This window comes from Thauera sp. WH-2 (assembly GCF_048321015.1).
Taxonomy (GTDB): domain Bacteria; phylum Pseudomonadota; class Gammaproteobacteria; order Burkholderiales; family Rhodocyclaceae; genus Thauera.
In genome coordinates this window covers 367,583-390,289 of record NZ_JBLWFG010000002.1, presented here as the reverse complement: position 1 = coordinate 390,289, position 22,707 = coordinate 367,583, and the positions used below count along the sequence as shown (strand labels likewise).

Sequence of the window (22,707 nt, the reverse complement as noted above, 5' to 3'; positions counted from 1 at the left end):
GCTCGTCCCGCCGACCGGGGCCGCGCGATATCCGTTACCGATGCCGATGAACAAGCCCGAACTGCGGCCCTCCGCCATGTCCGCCGCCACCGCCGAGCCGCTCGATGCCGTCGATCAGGTACTGGTCGATGGCGTGCTGGCGCGCCAGCTGCGACCGCTTGCCAAGACCATCACGCTGATCGAATCGCAGCGCGAGGACCACAAGGCGCGCGCACGGCAGGTGATTGAAAGCCTGCTGCCGCATACCGGCGGGGCGATGCGGGTGGGTATTTCCGGCGTCCCCGGGGTGGGCAAGTCCACCTTCATCGAGGCGCTGGGCCTGTATCTGATCGAGCAGGGCTTGCGCGTGGCGGTGCTTGCGGTGGACCCATCGTCGTCGGTGACCGGGGGCTCGATCCTCGGCGACAAGACGCGTATGGAGTTGCTGTCGCAGAATCCTGCCGCCTTCATTCGCCCCAGCCCCTCGGCCTGCAGCCTGGGCGGCGTGGCGGAGAAGACGCGCGAGACCCTTCTGGTGTGCGAAGCGGCCGGCTTCGATGTGATCATCGTCGAGACGGTGGGCGTGGGCCAGAGCGAGACGGCGGTGGCGGGCATGACCGATATCTTCTGCCTGCTGCAACTGCCCAACGCGGGAGATGATCTGCAGGCGATCAAGAAGGGAATCATGGAGATTGCCGACCTGATCGTCATCAACAAGGCCGACATCGACCCCTCCGCGGCGATGCGCGCGAAGTCACAGATCAAGACCGCGCTGCACATGCTGCGTCCGGCCAGCCCCAACTGGACGGTGCCGGTGCTGACGCTCTCCGCGCTGAAGAAGGAAGGCATCGCCGAGTTCTGGAACACGGTGTCGGCGTACCGCAAGGCGCTGACCGCCTCCGGCGAGTTCGATGCCAAGCGCCGCCACCAGGCCCTGGCCTGGATGTGGGAAATGATCGATTCCGGGCTGCGCAGCCGTTTCCGCAGCCATCCACGCGTGCGCGAGGAGCTTCCCGTCCTCGCGCGCGCAGTCGAGGAGGGGGGAAGTACGCCCGCGGCCGCAGCCCTGCGCCTGCTTGGCCACCTCCAGACCCGCGAACAGGGCTGACGGCGCAGCCGGTCGGCCAAACTCAAGATCTGACAGGAGATCACACTCATGCAAAACATCATTCGCCAGCTCGAGGAGAAGCGCGAACTGGCCCGCCTCGGTGGCGGCCAGAAGCGCATCGACGCGCAGCACCGCAAGGGAAAGCTCACCGCGCGCGAGCGCATTGAGCTGCTGCTCGACGACGACAGCTTCGAAGAGTGGGACATGTACAAGGAGCACCGCTGCACCGAGTTCGGCATGGACGCCGACCACATCCCCGGTGACGGCGTGGTGACCGGGTACGGCACGGTCAACGGTCGGCTGGTGTTCGTGTTTTCGCAGGACTTCACCGTGTTCGGCGGCTCGCTGTCGGAGACCCACGCAGAGAAGATCTGCAAGGTCATGGACCACGCGATGAAGGTCGGTGCGCCCGTGATCGGGCTCAACGACTCGGGCGGCGCCCGCATCCAGGAGGGGGTCGACTCGCTTGGCGGCTATGCCGACGTGTTCCAGCGCAACGTGCTGGCCTCGGGCGTGATCCCTCAGATCTCCCTGATCATGGGGCCCTGCGCCGGCGGTGCGGTGTATAGCCCGGCGATGACCGACTTCATCTTCATGGTCAAGGACTCGTCCTACATGTTCGTGACCGGCCCCGAGGTCGTGAAGACCGTGACCCACGAGGAGGTCACGGCCGAGGAGCTGGGCGGCGCGATCACCCACAACACCAAGTCGGGTGTGGCCGACCTCGCGTTCGAGAATGACGTCGAGGCCTTGATGATGACCCGCCGTCTGGTCGGCTTCTTGCCCGCGAGCAACCGCGAGAAGCCGCCGGTCATCCCGTGCGCCGACCCGGCCGATCGCATCGAGATGTCGCTCGACACCCTGGTCCCGGAGAATCCCAACCAGCCGTACGACATGAAGGAGCTGATCGTCAAGATGGTCGATGACGGCGATTTCTTCGAGCTGCAGCCCGATTACGCCAAGAACATCATCATCGGCCTGGCACGCATGGAAGGCCAGCCGGTGGGTATCGTCGCCAACCAGCCGCTGGTGCTGGCCGGTTGCCTCGACATCAAGAGCTCGATCAAGGCTGCCCGCTTCGTGCGCTTCTGCGACGCCTTCAACATCCCGGTGGTCACGCTGGTGGACGTTCCGGGCTTCATGCCCGGCACCTCGCAGGAGTACGGCGGCATCATCAAGCACGGCGCCAAGCTGCTCTATGCCTACGCCGAGTGCACCGTGCCCAAGGTCACCATCATCACCCGCAAGGCCTACGGCGGTGCCTACGACGTGATGTCGTCCAAGCATCTGCGCGGTGACGTCAACCTCGCCTGGCCGAGCGCCGAGATCGCGGTGATGGGCGCCAAGGGCGCGGTCGAGATCATCTTCCGCGAAGAAAAGAACGACGCCGAGAAGCTCGCCCAGCGCGAGGCCGAATACAAGGCGCGTTTCGCCAACCCCTTCGTCGCGGCGCACCGCGGCTTCATCGACGACGTGATCATGCCGCACAACACGCGCAAGCGCGTCTGCCGTTCGCTGGCCATGCTGCGCGACAAGCAGCTGGACAACCCGTGGCGCAAGCACGGCAACATCCCGCTCTGATCCGCGTACGAGGAATAGTCACATGTTCAAGAAGATCCTGATTGCAAACCGTGGCGAGATTGCCTGCCGCGTCATCAAGACCGCCCGCAAGATGGGCATCGCCACCGTCGCGGTGCATTCCGAGGCGGACAAGGCCGCGCTATTCGTGGAGATGGCTGATGAGGCCGTCTGCATCGGCCCGGCGCCGTCCAAAGAGTCTTATCTGGTGATCGACAAGATCATCGCCGCCTGCAAGCAGACCGGCGCCGAGGCGGTGCATCCGGGCTACGGCTTTCTGTCCGAGAACGCCGAGTTCTCGCGCCGCCTGGAAGAAGAAGGCATCAAGTTCATTGGCCCGAAGCATTACTCGGTCGCCAAGATGGGCGACAAGATCGAGTCGAAGAAGCTGGCGATCGAAGCGGGCGTGAACACCATTCCCGGCTACAACGACGCGATCTCCGGCCCCGACGAGGCCGTCGAGATCGCGAAGAAGATCGGCTACCCGGTGATGATCAAGGCCTCCGCCGGTGGTGGCGGCAAGGGTCTGCGCGTGGCCTTCAACGACAAGGAAGCGCATGAAGGCTTCGCCTCCTGCGTCAACGAAGCGCGCAACGCCTTCGGTGACGACCGCGTCTTCATCGAGAAGTACGTGCTCGAGCCGCGCCACATCGAGATCCAGGTGCTGGGCGATTCGCACGGCAACTACGTCTATCTGAACGAGCGCGACTGCTCGATCCAGCGTCGTCACCAGAAGGTCATCGAGGAGGCGCCGAGCCCCTTCGTCGACCCCGAGATGCGCAAGGCGATGGGCGAGCAGGCCGTGGCGCTGGCGCGTGCGGTGAACTACGAGTCTGCCGGCACGGTCGAGTTCGTCGTCTCCGGCGCCACCAAGGAGTTCTACTTCCTGGAGATGAACACCCGCCTGCAGGTCGAGCACCCGGTCACCGAGCTGATCACCGGCCTCGACCTCGTCGAGCAGATGATCCGCGTGGCGTATGGCGAGAAGCTGCCCCTCAGCCAGGCCGACGTGAAGATCGACGGCTGGTCGATGGAATGCCGCATCAACGCCGAAGACCCGTTCCGCGGCTTCCTGCCGTCCACCGGCCGCCTGGTGAAGTTCCAGGCGCCGGCCGAGGGCAATGGCGTGCGTGTCGACACCGGCGTGTATGAAGGCGGCGAGATCTCGATGTTCTACGACTCGATGATCGCCAAGCTCATCGTGCACGGCAAGGACCGCCAGGAAGCCATCGAGCGCATGCGGGACGCGCTCAACGCCTTCGTGATTCGCGGCATCAGTTCGAACATTCCCTTCCAGGCCGCGCTGCTGCAGCATCCGCGCTTCTGCTCGGGCAACTTCAACACCGGCTTCATCGCGGAGGAGTATCCGCAAGGCTTCGACGCCTCGATGGTGCCGCATGATGATCCGGCGCTGCTGGCCGCGGTCGCCACCTTCGCGCGCATGCGCTACATCGAGCGTGCGGTGCAGATCGAGGGGCAACTCTCCGGCCATGGCCGCAAGGTGGCCACGGATTGGGTGGTGGTCATGGGCGGTAAGCAGTATCCGATGCACGTCGCTGCGGTCGAGGGGGGGCTCGCTGTTACCCACGAGGGCAAGACCTACAACATCGTTTCCGACTGGGCCTTCGGCGACCTGTTGTTCTCCGGCACCGTCAATGGCGCACCGATCGGCCTGCAGATCGAGCGCCGCGGCCTGCGTTACTGCATCTCGCATTTCGGGCTGCAGGTGGAGCCCATGGTCATGACGGTGCGCGCCGCACACCTGCTGTCGCTGATGCCGGAGAAGCTTCCGCCCGACCTGTCGAAGTTCCTGCTGTCGCCGATGCCGGGCCTGCTGCGCGAGGTTTCGGTGAGCGAGGGGCAGGAAGTGAAGGCGGGCGAGAAGCTCGCCATCATCGAAGCGATGAAGATGGAGAACGTGCTCAAGGCCGAGCAGGACGGCAAGGTGAAGAAGATCGTCGCGAAGCCGGGTGCCAGCCTGTCCGTGGATGAAGTGATCATCGAGTTCGAGTAATCGGACTCACTTCTTTCGATCGATGGGGAGGGAGACCCGGGCAACGCCCGGGTGCCTGTCGGCACGGGGCCTGCGCAAGCAGGCCTTTTTTTTGGTTCTTCGCGCATTTGCTGCCCTGTGCGGTCGGGCAGTGTGGCCTTAGGAAACGTCCATCGGAGGCGCTGGCGCGCGCGCGCAGTGAACTTTCGGATGCGTGCCCGGTCACATCCACGCATCTGTAAATTTGTGCAAAACAAATTTGTGACCTATCATCCAGGTCGCTCATCCGCCCCCTCTCCCAGGGGGTGTGCAATCCAGGCCCCGGGCTGCCCAGCAGCCTGATTCCGCAGGGCCCTTCCACATCATCCATGCAAGCCACGCGCCGATGTTCCGACATGCGGTGCGGTGCCGTGGGCGGCGCGAGACCGTTCCGCGAGACAAGAACAGACCAGGAGGACCTTTCATGAGCGCTCAAGTGCATGCACTCAAGGCCGTATCCAGCCGCGCCGCGGCTCCCAAGGCTGCTGCCGGATTCTTCGAGCCGGTGCCATTCAAGGTGTATACCCAGCGTGATCTGGACCGGATCGAACAGCTTTCGCAGCTGTCTCCGGAGCAACGCTTCGAGATGAAGGTGGTTTCGTCGGTGTTGCCTTTCCGTGTGAACCAGTACGTGATCGACGAATTGATCGACTGGAGCAATGTCCCTGCCGACCCGATCTTCCAGCTCACCTTTCCGCAGCGCGGCATGCTCGCCCCGCAGCACTATGCGCGTATCGCCGAGCTGGTGCGCAGCGAGGCGCCGAAGGATGTGCTCGAGGGTGCGATCGCCGAAGTGCGCCACGCGCTCAATCCGCATCCGGCCGACCAGATGCAGATGAACATGCCGCTCGACGAACACGGCAAGCCGCTCGATGGCATGCAGCACAAGTACCGCGAAACGGTGTTGTTCTTCCCCAGCCAGGGACAGACTTGCCACAGCTACTGCACCTTCTGCTTCCGCTGGGCACAGTTCGTTGGCGACAAGGAGTTGCGCATCGCCTCGTCCGAGGCGAACGCGCTGCACGACTATCTGCGCAAGCATACCGAGCTCACCGACCTGCTTGTCACCGGCGGCGATCCGATGGTGATGAGGACGCGGCATCTGCGCGACTACCTCGAGCCGCTGCTGCGGCCCGAGTTCGATCACATCCAGACCATCCGGATCGGTACCAAGGCGCTGACTTTCTGGCCGCACCGCTTCCTGGGGGCCGAAGATGCCGATGACCTGATGCGCCTGCTCACGCAACTGGTCGAGGCCGGCAAGCACGTCGCCATCATGGCGCACTACAACCATTGGAAGGAACTCGACACCGAGGTTGCGCAGGCCGCGGTCCGCCGCGTGCGCGCGACGGGTGCGGTGATCCGCGCGCAGGGGCCGCTGATCGCGCATATCAACGACGACCCGGCGGTGTGGGCCAAGCTGTGGAAGATGGAGGTCAAGCTCGGACTGGTGCCGTACTACATGTTCGTCGAACGCGACACCGGCGCGCGAAACTACTTCGAGGTGCCGCTCGCGCGCGCCTGGGAGATCTACCAGCAGGCGATCCAGCAGGTGTCGGGCCTCGCCCGTACCGCGCGCGGCCCGAGCATGAGCGCAAGCCCGGGCAAGGTGGAGATTCAGGGGGTGACCGAGATCGCGGGAGAGAAGGTGTTCGTGCTGCGCTTCATCCAGGGGCGCAATCCCGACTGGGTGCAGCGCCCCTTCTTCGCGAAGTACGACGAAGAGGCGACCTGGCTGGATCAGCTCGTGCCCGCGTTCGGCGAGACCAAGTGGTTCTGGCAGGACGAGTACGACGCGATCCGGGAAGACCGCCTGGCGGCTGCCTGATCCGGGTATCCCCTGCACCGGGAAGGGCTCGCCTGCGCGGGCCCTTCTTCCGTTCGGGCTGCTATGATCGAATCATCGATCGGCGCGGGGAGCAGGGGCATGGATTTCCGTAATGGCAGGGAAAGCCGCAACGTCGAGGACCGGCGAGGGCAAGGCGGTCGAAGGCTCGGCGGCGGCGGAAAGATCGGGATCGGCACCCTTATTCTGGCGCTGGTCGCGATGTATTTCGGCATCGATCCGAGCCTAGTGCTCAACACCGCCGACGTGGCGGCGCCCCCTGCCGTCGAATCGCCTCGGACGGCTTCGCCGCGCACGGAGGCGGAAGACGGGATGGCGCGTTTCGTGTCCATGGTGCTGGCGGATACCGAGGACACCTGGGGGCCGATCTTCAAGGCTGGCGGTGCGCAGTATCGTGAGCCGGGGCTGGTGCTCTACACCGGCGCCACGCGCAGCGCCTGCGGTGTCGGCCAGGCAGAGATGGGGCCGTTCTACTGTCCGGCGGACGGCAAGGTCTATCTCGATCTCTCCTTCTTCGATGAGCTGCATCGGCGCTTCGGCGCGCCAGGGGACTTCGCCCAAGCCTATGTGATCGCGCACGAGGTCGGCCATCATGTGCAGCACCTGCTCGGCATTCTGGACAAGGTGCAACAGACCCGTCAGCAGGTTTCGGAGCGTGAGGCGAACCAGCTTTCGGTGCGGCTCGAGCTCCAGGCCGACTGCCTCGCGGGTGTCTGGGCACACCACGCACAGCGCGCGCGGCAGGTGCTGGAGGCGGGCGATATCGAGGAGGGGCTGGCGGCTGCGAGCGCGGTCGGTGACGACCGCATGCAGAAGCGTGCGCAGGGATATGCGGTGCCGGACAGCTTCACGCACGGCAGCGCGGCCCAACGCGCACGCTGGTTCGGCAATGGACTGCAGAGCGGGGCGCTGCGCAGTTGCGACACCTTCTCCGCGTCATCGCTCTGAGAGGGCTCGTACGCGGGCGCATTTTGCGGACGAAGCGCCTGAACCCGGCGGCTTCAGCGCCGGGAAGCCCGAAGGCGGGCCGGCCTTGGCAGGCCCTTGTGCCTTCGGGTGCAGTGGATCAGTTGCCGGCGAGCCGGGCGAAGGCCTCGATGACCTCCTGTGGGGCCTGAACCAGCTCGACCAGCACGCCCTCGCCACCGATCGGGAACGCCTCGTTGCCCTTCGGGTGCAGGAAGGTGATGTCGTAGCCGGCCGCGCCGCGCCGGATTCCGCCCGGTGCGAAGCGCACGCCGCTGGCGTTCAGCCACTCCACCGCCTTGGGGAGGTCGTCCACCCACAGGCCGACATGGTTCAGGGGCGTAGCGTGCACCGCGGGCTTCTTCTCCGGGTCCAGCGGCTGCATCAGGTCCACCTCGACCTTGAACGGGCCGCTGCCCATGGCGCAGATGTCCTCGTCCACGTTCTCGCGTTCGGAGACGAAGTTCCCGGTGACTTCCAGCCCAAGCATGTCGACCCACAGGGTCTTGAGCTTTTCCTTGCTCGGACCACCGATGGCGATCTGCTGAATGCCGAGGATCTTGAACGGGCGCTGGGACATGGCGGGTACCTGTGATCTGAAGTTAAGAATTCATAATTATAGCCAGCAAGGCCGACGCTGCGGATGCCCGTACGCGGGTCTCGTCTGCGCCATTCGTTGGCCGATCGTTTCCGGCCCGCTCGCCCTTCGGCTCGCCATTTCTCCCTCAGCACCACTCGACCTGCGCCGAAAAGAGGTAGCCGGCACCGTAGACGGTCTTGATCAGGCGTGGGTTCTGCGGGTCGTCGTCGAGCTTGCGCCGCAGACGCGAGATTCGCACGTCGATGCTGCGGTCGAAGGGGTCGAGGTCGCGGTCGCCGAGCAACTGCTCGCGAGAAAGGATCTTGTTCGGCCTGCGCAACAGCGTCAGCAACAGGCCCGCCTCGGCTGCCGAGAGTGAGAGCGTGCGCCCGTCTGGAGCGGTGAGCGCGTGCTGGGCGGCGTCGAATTCCCAGCCGGCGAAGCGTGCGCTGTTGGGGGCGTCCGCCTGGGATGGGCTTGCGCTGCGCTGATAGCGACGCAGGATGGAACGCACGCGTGCGACAAGCTCGCGTGGCTCGAAAGGCTTGACGATGTAATCGTCCGCACCGAGCTCGAGCCCGAGCACACGGTCGGTAACGTCGTTGCGGCCGGTGAGGATGAGCACGGCGCAGGGGCTGCCCTCCTGGAGCTCGCGTACGACCTGCATGCCGTCCATGTCCGGCAGACCGAGGTCGATGATGCACAGCTCGGGCGCCGTCTGCCGCGAACGCATGAGCAACTGGCGGCCGGTGCTCATGTGTTCGCAGCGAAAACCGTACTCGCCCAGGCTCATGCAGGTCAGGCGCGCGACATCGGGATCGTCCTCGAGCACAAAGATGGTCGGCTGCGCGGTGTCGGTCGGGCTCATGGGCATTGCGGGGCAGTCTCCGTCGGGGCATTCGAGGTCAGAACCGAAGCGAGCACGCTGGCGAGTGCGGCCTGGTCGAAGGGTTTGCGCAGGGTCGGAACGCCTGCAGGCAGATCGTCTGCGTGTGCGGTTTCGCTTGCGTACCCGGTGACGAGCAGGATCGGCAGATCCGCGCGAAGGGCGCGCGCGCGACGCGCCAGTTCGCGTCCTCCGATGCCGCCGGGCATGACCGTGTCGCTGACCAGCAGCGCGATGTCGTCCACATTCTGCAGCAGGCCGAGCGCCTCCACGCCGTCTGCAGCCTCGATCACGGTGTACCCGAGCGTGGTGAGCTGCAGGCGGATGACCTTGCGCACCTCGGGCTCGTCCTCCACCAGCAGCACCGGTCCGGACAGGGCGGTGAGGTTGGCGGCGGGGCGCGGTGCGGCGCTCTCGGCAATCGCTGTTTCGCTTGTTGTCGGCAGCACGAAGCGCACATGCGTGCCACGTCCGGGCGTGCTGCGGATGCGGATGTTGCCTCCCGACTGGCGTACGAAGCCGTACACCATCGACAGCCCGAGGCCGCTGCCGCCGCCGAAGGGTTTTGTGGTGAAGAAGGGTTCGAACACGCGCTGCAGCACTGCGGGCTCGATGCCCTTTCCGCTGTCGCCCACGTCGATCTGTACGTAGTCGCCCGGTGGTACCTCGACCACGGTCGAGAGTGCCTTGTCGAGCTTGCGCGGCGCCACCGCGATGGTGAGTTCGCCACCCTCCGGCATGGCGTCGCGTGCGTTGATTGCGAGGTTCAGGATCGCGTTCTCGAGTTGGTGTGGGTCCACGAGCGCATGCAGCGGCGCCTGGGGCATGCGCAGGTGGATGCGGATGGTTTCGCCCAGTGTGCGCGCGAGCAGGTGGGTCATGTTGTGCACCAGCGCGCCGACCTCGACTGCGCGCGGCTCCAGCGTCTGCCGACGCGAGAAGGTGAGCAGGCGGCGGATCAGCTCCGCACCGCGGCGCGCTGCCTGAAGGGATGGGTCGACGAACTCGGCGCCCGCACCGCCACCGATGCGCTGCTGCAGCGCGGACAGGTTGCCGATGATGATGGTGAGCAGGTTGTTGAAGTCGTGCGCAAGGCCGCCGGTCAGTTGTCCGACAGCCTCCATCTTCTGCGCCTGCACCAGGGCGGCCTGACTGGCCTTCTGCTCGGTGATGTCGGTCGACATCACGAAGAAGCCCACGGTGGTGCCGTCGGAGGCGAACTCGGGCACGATCACGCTGCGTGCATGCACGGTGCGCCCGTCGCCGAGCTGGCGGGCGTACTCGTAGCTGACCTGCTCGCCATCCCGCGCACGCTCGAGGTAAGGCAGGATCTGCGTGAAGATCTCCTGCCCGAACACCTGCTCGATGCTGCGACCGGTAATCGACTCCTTGGTCAGCCCGAACCAATCCGCGTAGCCCTTGTTCGCGAAGCGATAGATGTTGTCGCGGTCCACGTAGGCGATCAGGGCCGGGATCGAGTCGATGATCAGTTGCAGCCGGTTCTCGCTGCGACGTAGTGCGCCGGCGATGTCGTCGATCTCGATGTTCGCCTGCGCGAGACGTGCGTTGGCCGCCTGCAACTCGGAGGTGCGTTCGCGCACACGCGCCTCGAGCCGGGTGTTCTGCTCCTCGATCACCGCCGCGTAGCGACGCTGTTCGGTGATGTCGGTCCAGAGCGAGACGAAGCCGAGGTTGGGGATCGGCACGCCCCGGACAGCGAGGATGCGTCCATTCGGGCGCGCGCGCTCGACGTAGTGCGGCTCGAAGCTGCGCGCGGCGGCCATGCGCTCCCGGATCAGGGGTTCGATGTCTCCCGGGCCGTACTCGCCGCGCTCGGCGTTGAAGCGGACGAAAGCCTCGAAGGGCGTGCCCACGCGCACCATCGACTCGGGAAAGTCGAGCAGGCGCAGCAGCGCCTTGTTCCAGGTGACGAGTTTCGGCGTGGCGTCGAATACGGCAATGGCCTGGTCGAGCAGATCCAACCCTGCCAGCAGCAGGTCGTAGCGCCTGCGCTGCTCGGGTGACAATGCCGCCGCGGGGGTGCCGTTGTCTTCAGCGGGGGACGTGCTGCCCAAGGCTGTCTCCGTGTGTCCTTGACGTGGCCGGGATCCTGTGCCCGGAATCTTTGCACGATTCGGCCGTTCCCGTAATGGGCGGGATCCCGCATGTGGGCGGCGCGTCGCCGGACTATGTTGGCGAAAGATTGACGTTAACGTCAACCTCGCAACGCACCATGCGCCGCTCAGCGTGCGCGCGGGCGCGCCTGGTTCCGAAAGCGCTCCGGAGACATCCCCGACCAGGCGACAAAGGCGCGGTAGAAGGTGGACGGATCAGCGTAACCCAGTTCGGCCGCGATGTTTGCGACGGGGTGCTGTGTCTTGGCCAGGCGCGCATAGGCGATGTCGCGTCGCGTGGCCTCCTTGATGGTGCGAAAGCCCGAGCCTTCCTCCTCGAGCCGCCGGTGCAGGGTGCGGGGGGACAGGTGCAGACGGTCGGCAACGTCCTCGAGCGATAGGTTCAGTGGCAGGGCGTCGCGCAGGATGTCGCGCACGCGGAACACCATTTCGCGGTCGCGGCGGTAGAGCATGGTGATCTTGCCCGGTGCGCCGTGGAGAAAACCAGCGAGCGCTGCCTCGTCGCGGCGCAGCGGCAGATCGAGCAGGTTTGCCTGCAGCCGGGCCACCAGCTGTGCGGCGTCGAAGTGCGAGTGCTCGGTGTAGACCAGGGCGTAGTCCTCCGCATGCTGCGGGCGGGAGTAGGGGAACTCCACCGCGTCGAGTGCCAGGCCTCGGCCTACGAACCAGCTTGCCACGCCGTGCAGCAGACGCAGCAGCCATTCGTAGGCGAACACGCGAGCGGGTGAATCCCGCGCGTCGCCGAGGCTGCCGCCGTCGTCCAGCACGAGCTCGGCGCGTGCACCATCACGCTGTATACGGACCTGAAAGGCCGGAAGCACGATGCGCAGGAAACGGATGGCGCGATTGAGCGCCTCTTCCAGCGTGGGGGCGCCCAGCATGGCGCGGCACAGGAACTCGAAGCTGCCCACCGGCATGGGTTGTGGCAGCAGCCCGAACGCTTCGTCCTGCAGGGCTTCGATGCACAGGTTGTACAGCACCGCGTAGCGTTCGACTGGCACGCGGCTGGCGGTATCTGCAAGGGCGATGCCGGCGCGCGCGAGCAGGGGCGCGGTGTCCACGCCGCGCCCCTGAAGGCCCGAAAGCATGCCGGTGACGAAGCCCGTGGCAACCGTTGCCCTGCGCCGTCGGCTGCGCGCCGACGGCGCAGGAGGCGCGATGTGCGCTTGCTTGGAAGCCGGGAACTGGGCAGGCATGACGCTTCGGATCGGCATGGAATCGATATAGATTGGCAGATTTTGCACGATCGGCGTCCGCAAGCGCAATGGCGAACCGCTCGCGGGCCTTCTAAAATTGCAGAGTTAGCCCATTCCATGGAGAGGTTCGACATGACCGACCTGAGCGTTGCGCACAAGCTCTCGCCCTACAAGCCCAAGAACAAGGTGCGCTTCGTCACCGCCGCGGCACTGTTCGACGGCCACGATGCCTCGATCAACATCATGCGCCGCATCCTGCAGTCGACCGGCTCCGAGGTGATCCATCTCGGTCACAACCGTTCGGTGGGCGAGATCGTCAACGCCGCGCTGCAGGAAGATGTGCAGGGCATCGCGATCACCAGCTACCAGGGCGGTCACGTCGAGTTCTTCAAGTACATGATCGACCTGCTCAAGGCCAACGGCGGCGAGAACATCAAGGTCTTCGGCGGCGGCGGCGGCGTGATCGTGCCAGCTGAGATCAAGGAATTGCACGAATACGGCGTCACCCACATCTTCTCGCCCGAGGACGGCGCCAAGATGGGCCTGCAGGGCATGATCAACAGCGTCGTCGAGCGCTGTGATCTCGACGTCACCAAGGCTGCGCCACAAAAGGCCGATGCGGTGCTGAAGGCGCTCGCCGCCGGCGACCGTCGTGCGCTGGCACAGATCATCACCGCGCTCGAGAATGGTGGCTATGGCGACGACGTCAAGAAAGCGCTGATCGACGCCGCGGCCAAGACCAAGGTGCCGACGCTGGGCATCACCGGCACCGGCGGTGCGGGCAAGTCCTCGCTCACCGACGAGCTCGTGCGCCGCTTCCGTCTCGACCAGGACGACAAGCTCAAGCTCGCAATCGTGTCGATCGACCCCTCGCGCAAGCGTACCGGCGGCGCGCTGCTGGGCGACCGCATCCGCATGAACGCGATCGAGCACGACAACATCTACATGCGCTCGCTCGCCACCCGCGACACCGGTTCGGAAGTCTCGGCCGCGCTGCCCGAAGTCATCGCTGCGTGCAAGCTGGCGGGCTTCGACCTGGTGGTGGTCGAGACCTCCGGCATCGGCCAGGGCAACGCCGCGATCGTGCCCTTCGTCGATCTGTCGCTGTACGTGATGACCCCCGAGTTCGGCGCCGCCAGCCAACTCGAGAAGATCGACATGCTCGACTTCGCCGACTTCGTCGCCATCAACAAGTTCGACCGCAAGGGCGCGCAGGATGCGCTGCGCGACGTCGCCAAGCAGTACCAGCGCAACCGCGAGCTGTTCAGCCAGCGTCCGGAAGAGATGCCCGTGTTCGGCACCATGGCCGCGCGCTTCAACGACGACGGCGTCACCGCGCTGTACCAGGCCATGCTGCCGGCGCTGGTGGGCAAGGGCCTGAAGGTCGCCAAGAGCAAGCTGCCGGTGGTGAAGGTCCGCGCCTCGTCCGAAGGGCGCGCCATCGTCCCGGCTGACCGTACCCGCTACCTGGCCGAGATCGCCGACACCGTCCGCGGCTATCACAAGCAGGTCGAGCAGCAGGCGCGCGTCGCACGCGAGCGCCAGTCGCTGAAGATCGCGAAGGGCCTGTTCGAGCAGTGCGGCAAGGATGCCGGCTCGTTCGACGAGCTGATCAACTGGAAGGACGGCGAACTCACCCCGCAGGCCAAGAAGCTGCTCGAGCAGTGGCCGACCGAGAAGGCGCTGTACGCAGCGGACGAGTACGTGGTGAAGATCCGCGACAAGGAGATCCGTACCCAGCTCACCCACACCTCGCTGTCGGGCAGCAAGATCCGCAAGGTGGCGTTGCCCAACTTCGAGGACGAGGGCGAGACGCTCAAGTTCCTGATGAAGGAGAACGTTCCCGGCTCCTTCCCCTACACCGCCGGTGTGTTCGCGTTCAAGCGCGAAGGCGAGGACCCGACCCGCATGTTCGCGGGCGAGGGCGACGCCTTCCGCACCAACCGCCGCTTCAAGAAGGTGTCCGAGGGCATGCCGGCGCACCGCCTGTCGACCGCCTTCGACTCGGTCACCCTGTACGGCTGCGACCCCGACCTGCGTCCGGACATCTACGGCAAGATCGGCAACTCCGGCGTGTCCATCGCCACGCTCGACGACATGAAGGTGCTGTACGACGGCTTCGACCTGTGCGCGCCGACCACCTCGGTGTCGATGACGATCAACGGCCCGGCGCCGATCATCCTGGCCTTCTTCTTCAACACCGCGCTCGACCAGCAGATCGCCAAGTTCAAGGCCGACAACGGTCGCGACCCGACCGAGGACGAGTACGCCAAGATCAAGGCCTGGACGCTGTCGACCGTGCGCGGCACGGTGCAGGCCGACATCCTGAAGGAAGATCAGGGCCAGAACACCTGCATCTTCAGCACCGAGTTCGCGCTCAAGATGATGGGCGACATCCAGGAGTACTTCGTCCATAACAAGGTGCAGAACTTCTACTCGGTGTCGATCTCCGGCTACCACATCGCCGAGGCCGGCGCGAACCCGATCAGCCAGCTCGCCTTCACGCTGTCGAACGGCTTCACCTACGTCGAGTCGTACCTGGCGCGCGGCATGCACATCGACGATTTCGCGCCCAACCTGTCCTTCTTCTTCAGCAACGGCATGGACCCCGAGTACTCGGTGATCGGCCGCGTCGCCCGCCGCATCTGGGCGGTGGCGATGAAGAACAAGTACGGCGCCAACGAGCGCAGCCAGAAGCTGAAGTACCACGTGCAGACTTCGGGCCGCTCGCTGCATGCGCAGGAGATGGACTTCAACGACATCCGCACCACGCTGCAGGCGCTGATCGCGATCTACGACAACTGCAACTCGCTGCACACCAACGCCTACGACGAGGCGATCACCACCCCGACCGAAGAGTCCGTGCGGCGCGCGATGGCGATCCAGCTAATCATCAACCGCGAGTGGGGTCTGGCCAAGAACGAGAACCCGAACCAGGGCGCCTTCATCATCGAGGAACTCACCGACCTCGTCGAAGAAGCGGTGCTCAAGGAGTTCGAGGCCATCGCGTCGCGCGGCGGCGTGCTCGGCGCGATGGAGACCGGCTACCAGCGCGGCAAGATCCAGGAGGAGTCGCTCTACTACGAGCACAAGAAGCACGACGGCTCCTACCCGATCATTGGCGTGAACACCTTCCTCAACCCGAAGGGCCAGGCCCAGCAGGAGATCGAGCTGGCGCGTTCGACCGAGGAAGAGAAGCAGGGCCAGTTGAAGCGCCTCGCCGACTTCCACGCCCGCAACAAGGCCGAGGCGCCCAAGTGGCAGGCCAAGCTGCAGCAGGCCGTCATCGACAACAGCAACGTGTTCGAAGTGCTGGTCGATGCGGTGCGCTATTGCTCGCTGGGCCAGATCACCGAGGCGCTGTACAAGGTCGGTGGCCAGTACCGCCGTAGCATGTAAGCCTCAAGGTTTCTCCCCCCTCTCCCAATTGGGACACGGCGCTTCGGCGCCGTTTTTTTTACCACCCCGATTCGGGGCCCCCATGCTGTGCCTCCATTCGCTGGCACCTGGGGCCCTTGAGACCGTCGGGCGCTCTTCTCGTGGGGCGCACTCTGCGCTGGGCGATAGAATGCGGTGTTCCGCAACAGGCCCGGATTCGCGATGAACCTCACCACCCCTGCGCTGCTGTTCCCGGCGATTTCACTGCTCTTGCTCGCATATACGAACCGCTTCCTCACGCTCGCGCAGGTGATCCGGCAACTCAACGCCTCCAGCGATCGCGCGGCGCCGTTGGTGCAGTGCCAACTGCCAGGGTTGAAGCGGCGGATCATGCTGACCCAGTACATGCAGGGCTTCGGGGTGCTCAGCTTCCTGCTCTGTGCGCTGTCGATGTTTGCGCTCTTCGTCGAGGCGCAGACCGCGGGGCAATGGATGTTCGGGATCAGCATCGTGATCCTGGCGATGTCGCTCGTGCTGTCGCTGATCGAGGTGCTGATCTCGACCGAGGCGCTGTCGGTGGTGGTGCAGGATCTCGAGAAGGCCGGAAGCAGGCGGGACCGCGGCGCCTGAAACCGGCTGGACCTGAAGCGCGTACGGTGGGCGGCGCCGCTGTTCGTCGTGGGGCGGGGTTGCCCGCACCCACGACGAACAGCACGGCTGCGGCGCGCTCAGCGGCTGGTCAGCTTGAGCTCGATGCGCCGGTTGCGCGCGTGGGCCGCCTCGGTGCCTGCCGTGTCCAGCGGGTGGAACTCGCCATAGCCGGTGGCGGCGAGGCGCTCGGGCGGAACGCCCTGGCTGCGCAGGAATTTCACGATGGCGAGCGCACGCGCGGTCGAAAGCTCCCAGTTCGATGGGAAGCGCGCGGTGGAGATCGGCCGGCGATCGGTATGGCCATCGACCTGGAGCACCCAGGGCAGATCCTTCGGCATCTCCGCAGAGAGGGTTTTCAGGGTTTCTGCCAGACGGGTGAGCTGAATGAACCCGTCGGGGCTGACCTCGTCCGAGGCCGTGGGGAACAGCACCTCGCTGGAAAAAACGAAGCGGTCGCCGACGATCTGCACGTCCTTGCGGTCGCCGAGTACGGCCTGCAAACGCCCGAAGAACTCGGAGCGGTAACGTGCGAGTTCCTTCACGCGGGCGGCCAGCGCGAGGTTGAGCTCGCGCCCGAGCTCTTCGAGCTTGAGGTCCTTGTCGCGTGCTGCGGCCTCGGCGCTGGCCAGCGCATTGTTGAGCTGTTCGAGCTGTTCGCGCACCGCGGCAAGCTGGCGATTGAGCAGTTCGACCTGAGCGATCGCAGCGGCCGACATCTCCTGCTGTTCCTTCAGCCCACGCTCCGAGGTATCGAGCGCACCCGCCAGGCGCGCGGCCTCGGCCTCGAGTTCGGCCTTGAGCTTCTGGAGCGCCGCGATGTCGGCCGACAGGCGCGCGGCCTCCTCGCGCTGCGTCTTGGCCTCGTCCTGCGCAGCGTGCAGTTCGTCGCGCGAGGCGAGCAGCTCGCTGCTCAGCGCTTCGCGCTCTCGCTCCGAGGCGGTGAGTGAGGCGCTCAGCTCGCCCACCATGACGTCCGCACGTTCGCGCGCGGACTTCTCCAGGCTCAGGGTCTGCGCGAGTACGGCGAGCTCGGCGTTCAGTTGGGCGAGCGCGCGGTCGCGGCCGCTGACCGCGTCGGCGAGCACGAACTGGCCGATCACGAACACCAGGATCACGAACACCATCACCATCAGCAGTGATGCGAGCGCGTCCACGAAGCCGGGCCAGAAGTCCAGTGGCCGGCGGCGGGCGAGTCGGGCCATGGCTCAGTCCGCCTTGTTGCCGGAAGCACCGCCCAGCGCTGCGCCGATGGTTCGCGAGAGCAGGCGCAGCTCGGCGCGCAGGTCCTCGGTGAACTGCGCGCCCTGTGCGGGCTGCTGGGCAAGCTGGCGGATCAGGCCGCGCAGGTCGTCCTGGGTGGCCGAGAGTGCGGACAGATCACGTGATTCGCGGCCGATGAGGTCGGCCAGGCGGGTGAGCTGGTTGTTGAGCTCGCCCAGGTGCTCGGCGGTGACACGACGCTCGCGCTCGGACTCGGCCGCCGAGCGCTGCATGCGCTCGATGCTCTCGGCGGTCTGCTCGAGCAGCGCCTGTACGTAGGCGGGTACGTTGCCCTCGCCCTCCATGCCGACGCCCGAGGGCAGCTTGGTGATGTTCGAGAGCCACTCTTCAAGTTCATTGTAGAAACGGTTCTGCGCGTGGCCGGACTGGAGGTCGAGGAAGCCGACGACGAGCGAGCCGGCAAGACCGAACAACGAGGTCGAGAAACTGGTCGCCATGCCACCCAGGGGCGCGTCGAGCTTGGTCTTGAGCGCCTCGAACATGGCCACCGGGTCGCTGCCCACGCTCAGGTTGCCGATGATCTCGCCGATCGAGCGGATGGTTGCGAGCAGTCCCCAGAAGGTGCCGAGCAGGCCGAGGAAGATCAGCAGCCCGATCAGGTAGCGGGACAGATCGCGCTGTTCCTCGAGGCGGATCTGCACGCTGTCGAGGATCGAGCGGGTGGATGCCGGGGAGAGGTGGAACTGACCGCGCTTGCGGCTGGACAGCAGGCGGGCCATCGGAGCGAGCAGGACCGGACGCAGGCCGGTTTGCGCCGGGCCCCCGTCCGACTGCTGGAACGCCTCGATCCACAGCACTTCGCGCTGCAGTCGCCAGACCTGGCGCAGGTTGACGAGGATGCCCACGGCAAGCACGAACAGGATCACGCCGTTGAAGGCGCCGTTGGCGAGAAACGCATGCTTGAGCTGGGGAACGAGCGCGGCCGCGAGAACGGCCACAAGTGCGAGAAAGACGGCCATCCAGGTCGTGACGTGGACGGGTTTGGTGAAGTCCTTGCGTTCCATCGGGCGTGTTCCGGGTGAGGGTGACGGCATCTGCCCGGAGCGAAAGACCGGGCAGGCGCGAGTCTAGCGCGAACGGGCTTGCCCAGTCAGTCCGGCAACCGCTGATTTGTCGATTGGAGGCTCCAGTTGCGAGGCGCCGGCACTTTTCGCCCGGTTGCAACAATTCAGTACATTCCACAAACAGTTGCGGAAAGGTGCCTTGCCACACTCCAGCCTCAACTGGATCGGACGCTCGTCGGCGTCCCGCCCGAGCCACGACAAGATCACGAAGCGGCCGCGGCGCAGCGTCCAGACAGGGACAACCAAAGGAGGAGTGTGGAATGGACACACGCATGAGCGCGTCCGACCACCGTCAGGGCGAAGTGGTGCTGGACACCTTCCCGCGCTACCTGATGCATCACGCACAGGTACGTCCGCAGCAGGCGGCGATGCGAGAGAAGGCGTACGGAATCTGGCAGACCTACACGTGGGCGCAGGTTGCCGAGAATGTTCGTGCAATCGCCTGCGGGCTGGCGGAACTCGGCTTCAAGCGCGGCGACCGGCTCGCCATCGTCGGTGACAACCGTCCGCGCCTGTACTGGTCCGTCGCGGCATGCCAGTGCCTTGGCGGCATCCCGGTCATGTTGTACCAGGATGCGGTGGCGCAGGAGATGGTCTATGTGCTGCAGGATGCCGAGATCCGCTTCGCGGTGGTCGAGGATCAGGAGCAGGTCGACAAGATGCTCGAGATCCTGCCCGAGGCGCCGATGCTGGAGCACGTGATCTACGACGACCCGCGGGGCATGCGCCACTACGCCCAGACCATGCTCAAGGGGCTGGATGAGTTGCAGGAGATGGGCCGCATTCACGACCGCAACCAGCCGGACTTCCTGACGGGCGAGATCGACAAGGGCGCCTCCGACGACATCTCGATCATGCTGTACACCTCGGGCACCACCGGCAAGCCCAAGGGCGTGTGCCAGACGCACGGCGCTTTCGTCGCCGCGGCGCGCGGTGCGATCCTGTTCGACAAGCTCACCGACAAGGAGGACATCCTGTCCTACCTGCCGATGGCCTGGGTGGGGGATCACCTGTTCTCGTTCGCGCAGGCCACGGTCGCCGGATTCACCATCAATTGCCCGGAGTCGGGTGAAACGGTGATGACCGACCTGCGCGAGATCGGCCCGACCTACTACTTCGCCCCGCCGCGCGTGTTCGAGAACCTGCTCACCCAGGTCATGATTCGCATGGAGGATGCCGGTAGCCTCAAGCGCAAGGTCTTCCACCACTTCATGGACGTCGCCCGTCGCTGTGGCGCCGACATTCTGGACGGCAAGCCGGTGTCGGGGGGCGATCGCTTCCAGTACTGGCTGGGCAACCTGCTGGTGTACGGGCCGCTGAAGAACGTGCTCGGCATGAGCCGGATCCGCGTCGCCTACACCGCAGGTGCGGCGATCGGTCCGGACCTGTTCCGCTTCTACCGCTCGATCGGCATCAACCTCAAGCAGCTCTACGGCCAGACCGAGACCTGCGCCTATGTGTGCCTGCAGCCCGACGGAGAGATCAAGCTTGATTCGGTGGGCAAGCCGGCGCCTTTCGTCGAGGTCAAGCTCGCCGACAACGGCGAGATCCTGGTCAAGGGGCCGATGCTGCTCAAGGCCTATTACAAGCGCCCGGACGCCACTGCCGAGTCGATCAACGCCGAAGGCTACTTCATGACTGGCGACGCCGGCTTCTTCGACGAGGATGGGCACCTGAAGATCATCGACCGCGCCAAGGATGTCGGCAAGATGGCCGACGGCACGATGTTTGCGCCCAACTACATCGAGAACAAGCTCAAGTTCTTCCAGCATGTAAAGGAAGCGGTCACCTTCGGTAACGGCAAGGCGTTCGCGACCGCCTTCATCAACATCGACCTCGAGGCGGTGGGCAACTGGGCGGAGAAGAAGGGCATGGCCTACTCCGGCTACGCCGACCTCGCCCAGCAGGGTGCGGTGTACGAACTGATCCGTGACTGCGTGGAGAAGGTCAATGCCGATCTGGCCGCGGACCCCAACATGAGCGGCTCGCAGATCAAGCGCTTCCTGATCCTGCACAAGGAACTCGATGCCGATGACGGGGAACTGACCCGCACGCGCAAGGTGCGGCGCAACTTCATCGCGGAGAAGTACGGTGTGCTGATCGATGCCCTGTTCGAGGGCCGCAAGAGCCAGTACATCGAGACCCAGGTGAAATACGAGGACGGCCGCACCGGCAAGGTTTCCGCCGATCTTCGCATCGAGGAAGTGAAGACCTTCGCGGCGCAGGCCGGCAAGCAGGCGGCCTGAGGAGACGAGGCATGAACATGACCGACATGAACACCGCCCCGACCGGGGCGCAGGCCGGGCGCCGGTTCGGCGACGTGATCCTCGACCTGCAGAACATTTCGCTGCGTTTCGGGGGCGTCAAGGCGCTCACCGACATCAGCTTCAACATCCGCGAGCACGAGGTGCGGGCCATCATCGGCCCCAACGGCGCGGGCAAGAGTTCGATGCTGAACGTGATCAACGGCGTCTACCACCCGCAGGAAGGCCGCATCATGTTCCGCGGCGAGGAGCGCAAGAAGATGGAGCCGCACATGGCGGCCCAGCAGGGGATCGCACGCACCTTCCAGAACATCGCGCTGTTCAAGGGCATGAGCGTGCTCGACAACATCATGACCGGGCGCAACCTGAAGATGAAGTGCAACATCTTCCAGCAGGCGCTTTGGCTCGGTCCGGCGCTGCGCGAGGAGATCGCGCACCGCGAGAAGGTCGAGGAGATCATCGACTTCCTCGAGATCCAGCACATCCGCAAGACGCCCGTGGGGGCGCTGCCCTACGGTCTGCAGAAGCGTGTCGACCTCGGTCGCGCGCTGGCGATGGAGCCGCAGATCCTGCTGCTCGACGAGCCGATGGCGGGCATGAACGTTGAGGAAAAGCAAGACATGTGCCGCTTCATCCTCGACATCAGCGACCAGTTTGGCACCACGATCGTGCTGATCGAACACGACATGGGCGTGGTCATGGACATCTCCGACCGCGTGGTGGTGCTCGATTACGGCAAGAAGATCGGCGACGGGACGCCGGACGAAGTCCGGAACAACCAGGATGTCATCAACGCCTACCTGGGCAGCGGTCACTGAGCGGAGCGGGACATGGGATTCTTTATCGAAACGATGTTGGGTGGGCTGATGACCGGCATGTTGTATGCGCTGGTCGCCCTGGGCTTCGTGCTCATCTTCAAGGCCTCGGGGGTGTTCAACTTCGCCCAGGGGGCGATGGTACTGGTGGCTGCGCTGGCGATGGCCCGCTTCTCCGAGTGGAGCAACGCGGCACTCGGCGGTGACAGCCTCTTCCTGGCCAACGTGATCGGCATCGTCGGTGCTGGCCTGGTCATGTTTGCGGTGGCCTGGGCGGTGGAGCGCTTCGTGCTGCGCAAACTGGTGAACCAGGAGGGCGCAACGCTGCTGATGGTGACGCTGGGTATCGCCTATGTGCTCGAGGGCCTCGGCCAGACCTTCTTCGGCAGCGAGATCTACTCGATCAACGTGGGCATGCCGAAGGATCCGGTGATCATGTTCGAGGGCCTCATCGAAGGCGGCGTCATGATCAACAAGGAGGACTTCATCGCTGCGGCGCTGGCGGCGGTGCTGGTGGGCGGCCTCACCATCTTCTTCCAGAAGACCGCGATCGGCCGCGCCCTGCGTGCGGTGGCGGACGACCATCAGGCGGCGCAGTCGGTGGGCATCCCGCTCAACAAGACCTGGGTGATCGTGTGGTGCGTGGCGGGTCTGGTGGCGCTGGTGGCCGGCATCATCTGGGGCTCCAAGATGGGCGTGCAGTTCTCGCTCGTCACCGTCGCCCTGCGTGCGTTGCCGGTGGTGATTCTCGGCGGCCTGACCTCAGTGCCGGGCGCGATCGTCGGCGGCCTGATCATCGGCGTCGGCGAGAAGCTCTCCGAGGTGTACCTCGGCCCCTTCGTCGGTGGCGGCATCGAGATCTGGTTCGCCTATGTGATGGCGCTGATTGTGCTGCTGTTCCGACCGCAGGGTCTGTTCGGCGAAAAGATCATCAACCGCGTCTGACCG

General features: G+C 65.3%; 16 protein-coding genes. 10 read left to right on the top strand and 6 right to left on the bottom strand.

Going from position 1 to position 22,707, the window contains the following annotated elements:
* Window positions 1-40: 40 nt before the first annotated feature.
* The 5 genes from meaB (at window position 41) to ACNKW1_RS06045 (ending at window position 7,491) form a co-directional block, all read left to right on the top strand.
* Window positions 41-1,087 (top strand): methylmalonyl Co-A mutase-associated GTPase MeaB, encoded by a 1,047-nt coding sequence (gene meaB / locus ACNKW1_RS06065; protein WP_418363682.1) that lies wholly within the window; start codon window positions 41-43, stop codon window positions 1,085-1,087.
* 48 nt (window positions 1,088-1,135) lie between these two features.
* Window positions 1,136-2,668, top strand: coding sequence for an acyl-CoA carboxylase subunit beta (locus tag ACNKW1_RS06060; protein ID WP_418363681.1), 1,533 nt, complete (start codon window positions 1,136-1,138; stop codon window positions 2,666-2,668).
* A gap of 22 nt (window positions 2,669-2,690) precedes the next feature.
* Entirely contained in the window at window positions 2,691-4,679 is a 1,989-nt protein-coding gene (gene accC / locus ACNKW1_RS06055) for an acetyl-CoA carboxylase biotin carboxylase subunit (RefSeq protein WP_418363680.1), read from the top strand.
* Window positions 4,680-5,121: 442 nt separating this feature from the next.
* Window positions 5,122-6,525: a KamA family radical SAM protein gene (locus ACNKW1_RS06050; protein WP_418363679.1), complete on the top strand. Its 1,404-nt coding sequence runs from the start codon at window positions 5,122-5,124 to the stop codon at window positions 6,523-6,525.
* Between the two features lie 99 nt (window positions 6,526-6,624).
* On the top strand, window positions 6,625-7,491 hold the full coding sequence (locus ACNKW1_RS06045) for a neutral zinc metallopeptidase (RefSeq protein WP_418363678.1): 867 nt from the start codon (window positions 6,625-6,627) through the stop codon (window positions 7,489-7,491).
* 118 nt (window positions 7,492-7,609) lie between these two features.
* Here the strand turns inward: ACNKW1_RS06045 and ACNKW1_RS06040 are convergent, their stop codons facing one another.
* From ACNKW1_RS06040 to ACNKW1_RS06025, 4 genes are all read right to left on the bottom strand, one after another.
* Window positions 7,610-8,089, bottom strand: coding sequence for a VOC family protein (locus ACNKW1_RS06040; RefSeq protein WP_418363677.1), 480 nt, complete (start codon window positions 8,087-8,089; stop codon window positions 7,610-7,612).
* A gap of 145 nt (window positions 8,090-8,234) precedes the next feature.
* Window positions 8,235-8,963 carry a response regulator transcription factor gene (locus ACNKW1_RS06035; RefSeq protein ID WP_418363676.1) on the bottom strand — a complete coding sequence of 243 codons (729 nt, stop codon included), beginning with the start codon at window positions 8,961-8,963 and terminating at the stop codon, window positions 8,235-8,237.
* Window positions 8,954-11,050, bottom strand: a complete 2,097-nt coding sequence (locus ACNKW1_RS06030; protein WP_418363675.1) for a PAS-domain containing protein — start codon at window positions 11,048-11,050, stop codon at window positions 8,954-8,956. The genes ACNKW1_RS06035 and ACNKW1_RS06030 overlap by 10 nt, the downstream gene beginning before the upstream one ends.
* A gap of 167 nt (window positions 11,051-11,217) precedes the next feature.
* Window positions 11,218-12,198 carry an AraC family transcriptional regulator gene (locus ACNKW1_RS06025; RefSeq protein WP_418363787.1) on the bottom strand — a complete coding sequence of 327 codons (981 nt, stop codon included), beginning with the start codon at window positions 12,196-12,198 and terminating at the stop codon, window positions 11,218-11,220.
* Window positions 12,199-12,438: 240 nt separating this feature from the next.
* On the opposite strand from ACNKW1_RS06025, the gene icmF reads away from it, so the two are divergent.
* Both icmF and ACNKW1_RS06015 read left to right on the top strand, forming a co-directional pair.
* Window positions 12,439-15,705, top strand: coding sequence for a fused isobutyryl-CoA mutase/GTPase IcmF (gene icmF, locus ACNKW1_RS06020; protein ID WP_418363674.1), 3,267 nt, complete (start codon window positions 12,439-12,441; stop codon window positions 15,703-15,705).
* 201 nt (window positions 15,706-15,906) lie between these two features.
* Window positions 15,907-16,314, top strand: a complete 408-nt coding sequence (locus ACNKW1_RS06015) for a DUF2721 domain-containing protein (protein WP_418363673.1) — start codon at window positions 15,907-15,909, stop codon at window positions 16,312-16,314.
* Between the two features lie 98 nt (window positions 16,315-16,412).
* Here ACNKW1_RS06015 and ACNKW1_RS06010 read toward each other — a convergent pair whose 3' ends face one another.
* Both ACNKW1_RS06010 and ACNKW1_RS06005 read right to left on the bottom strand, forming a co-directional pair.
* On the bottom strand, window positions 16,413-17,537 hold the full coding sequence (locus ACNKW1_RS06010) for a peptidoglycan -binding protein (RefSeq protein ID WP_418363672.1): 1,125 nt from the start codon (window positions 17,535-17,537) through the stop codon (window positions 16,413-16,415).
* Between the two features lie 3 nt (window positions 17,538-17,540).
* Window positions 17,541-18,620, bottom strand: a complete 1,080-nt coding sequence (locus tag ACNKW1_RS06005) for a flagellar motor protein MotA (RefSeq protein ID WP_418363671.1) — start codon at window positions 18,618-18,620, stop codon at window positions 17,541-17,543.
* A 320-nt stretch (window positions 18,621-18,940) separates the two neighbouring features.
* On the opposite strand from ACNKW1_RS06005, the gene ACNKW1_RS06000 reads away from it, so the two are divergent.
* From ACNKW1_RS06000 to ACNKW1_RS05990, 3 genes are read left to right on the top strand one after another with little or no spacing between them, the layout of a single operon-like run.
* Complete coding sequence (locus ACNKW1_RS06000; RefSeq protein ID WP_418363670.1) at window positions 18,941-20,926, top strand: AMP-dependent synthetase/ligase; 1,986 nt, start codon at window positions 18,941-18,943, stop codon at window positions 20,924-20,926.
* Between the two features lie 11 nt (window positions 20,927-20,937).
* Window positions 20,938-21,762 carry an ABC transporter ATP-binding protein gene (locus tag ACNKW1_RS05995; RefSeq protein ID WP_418363669.1) on the top strand — a complete coding sequence of 275 codons (825 nt, stop codon included), beginning with the start codon at window positions 20,938-20,940 and terminating at the stop codon, window positions 21,760-21,762.
* Between the two features lie 12 nt (window positions 21,763-21,774).
* Window positions 21,775-22,704, top strand: coding sequence for a branched-chain amino acid ABC transporter permease (locus tag ACNKW1_RS05990; protein ID WP_418363668.1), 930 nt, complete (start codon window positions 21,775-21,777; stop codon window positions 22,702-22,704).
* Window positions 22,705-22,707: the final 3 nt, after the last annotated feature.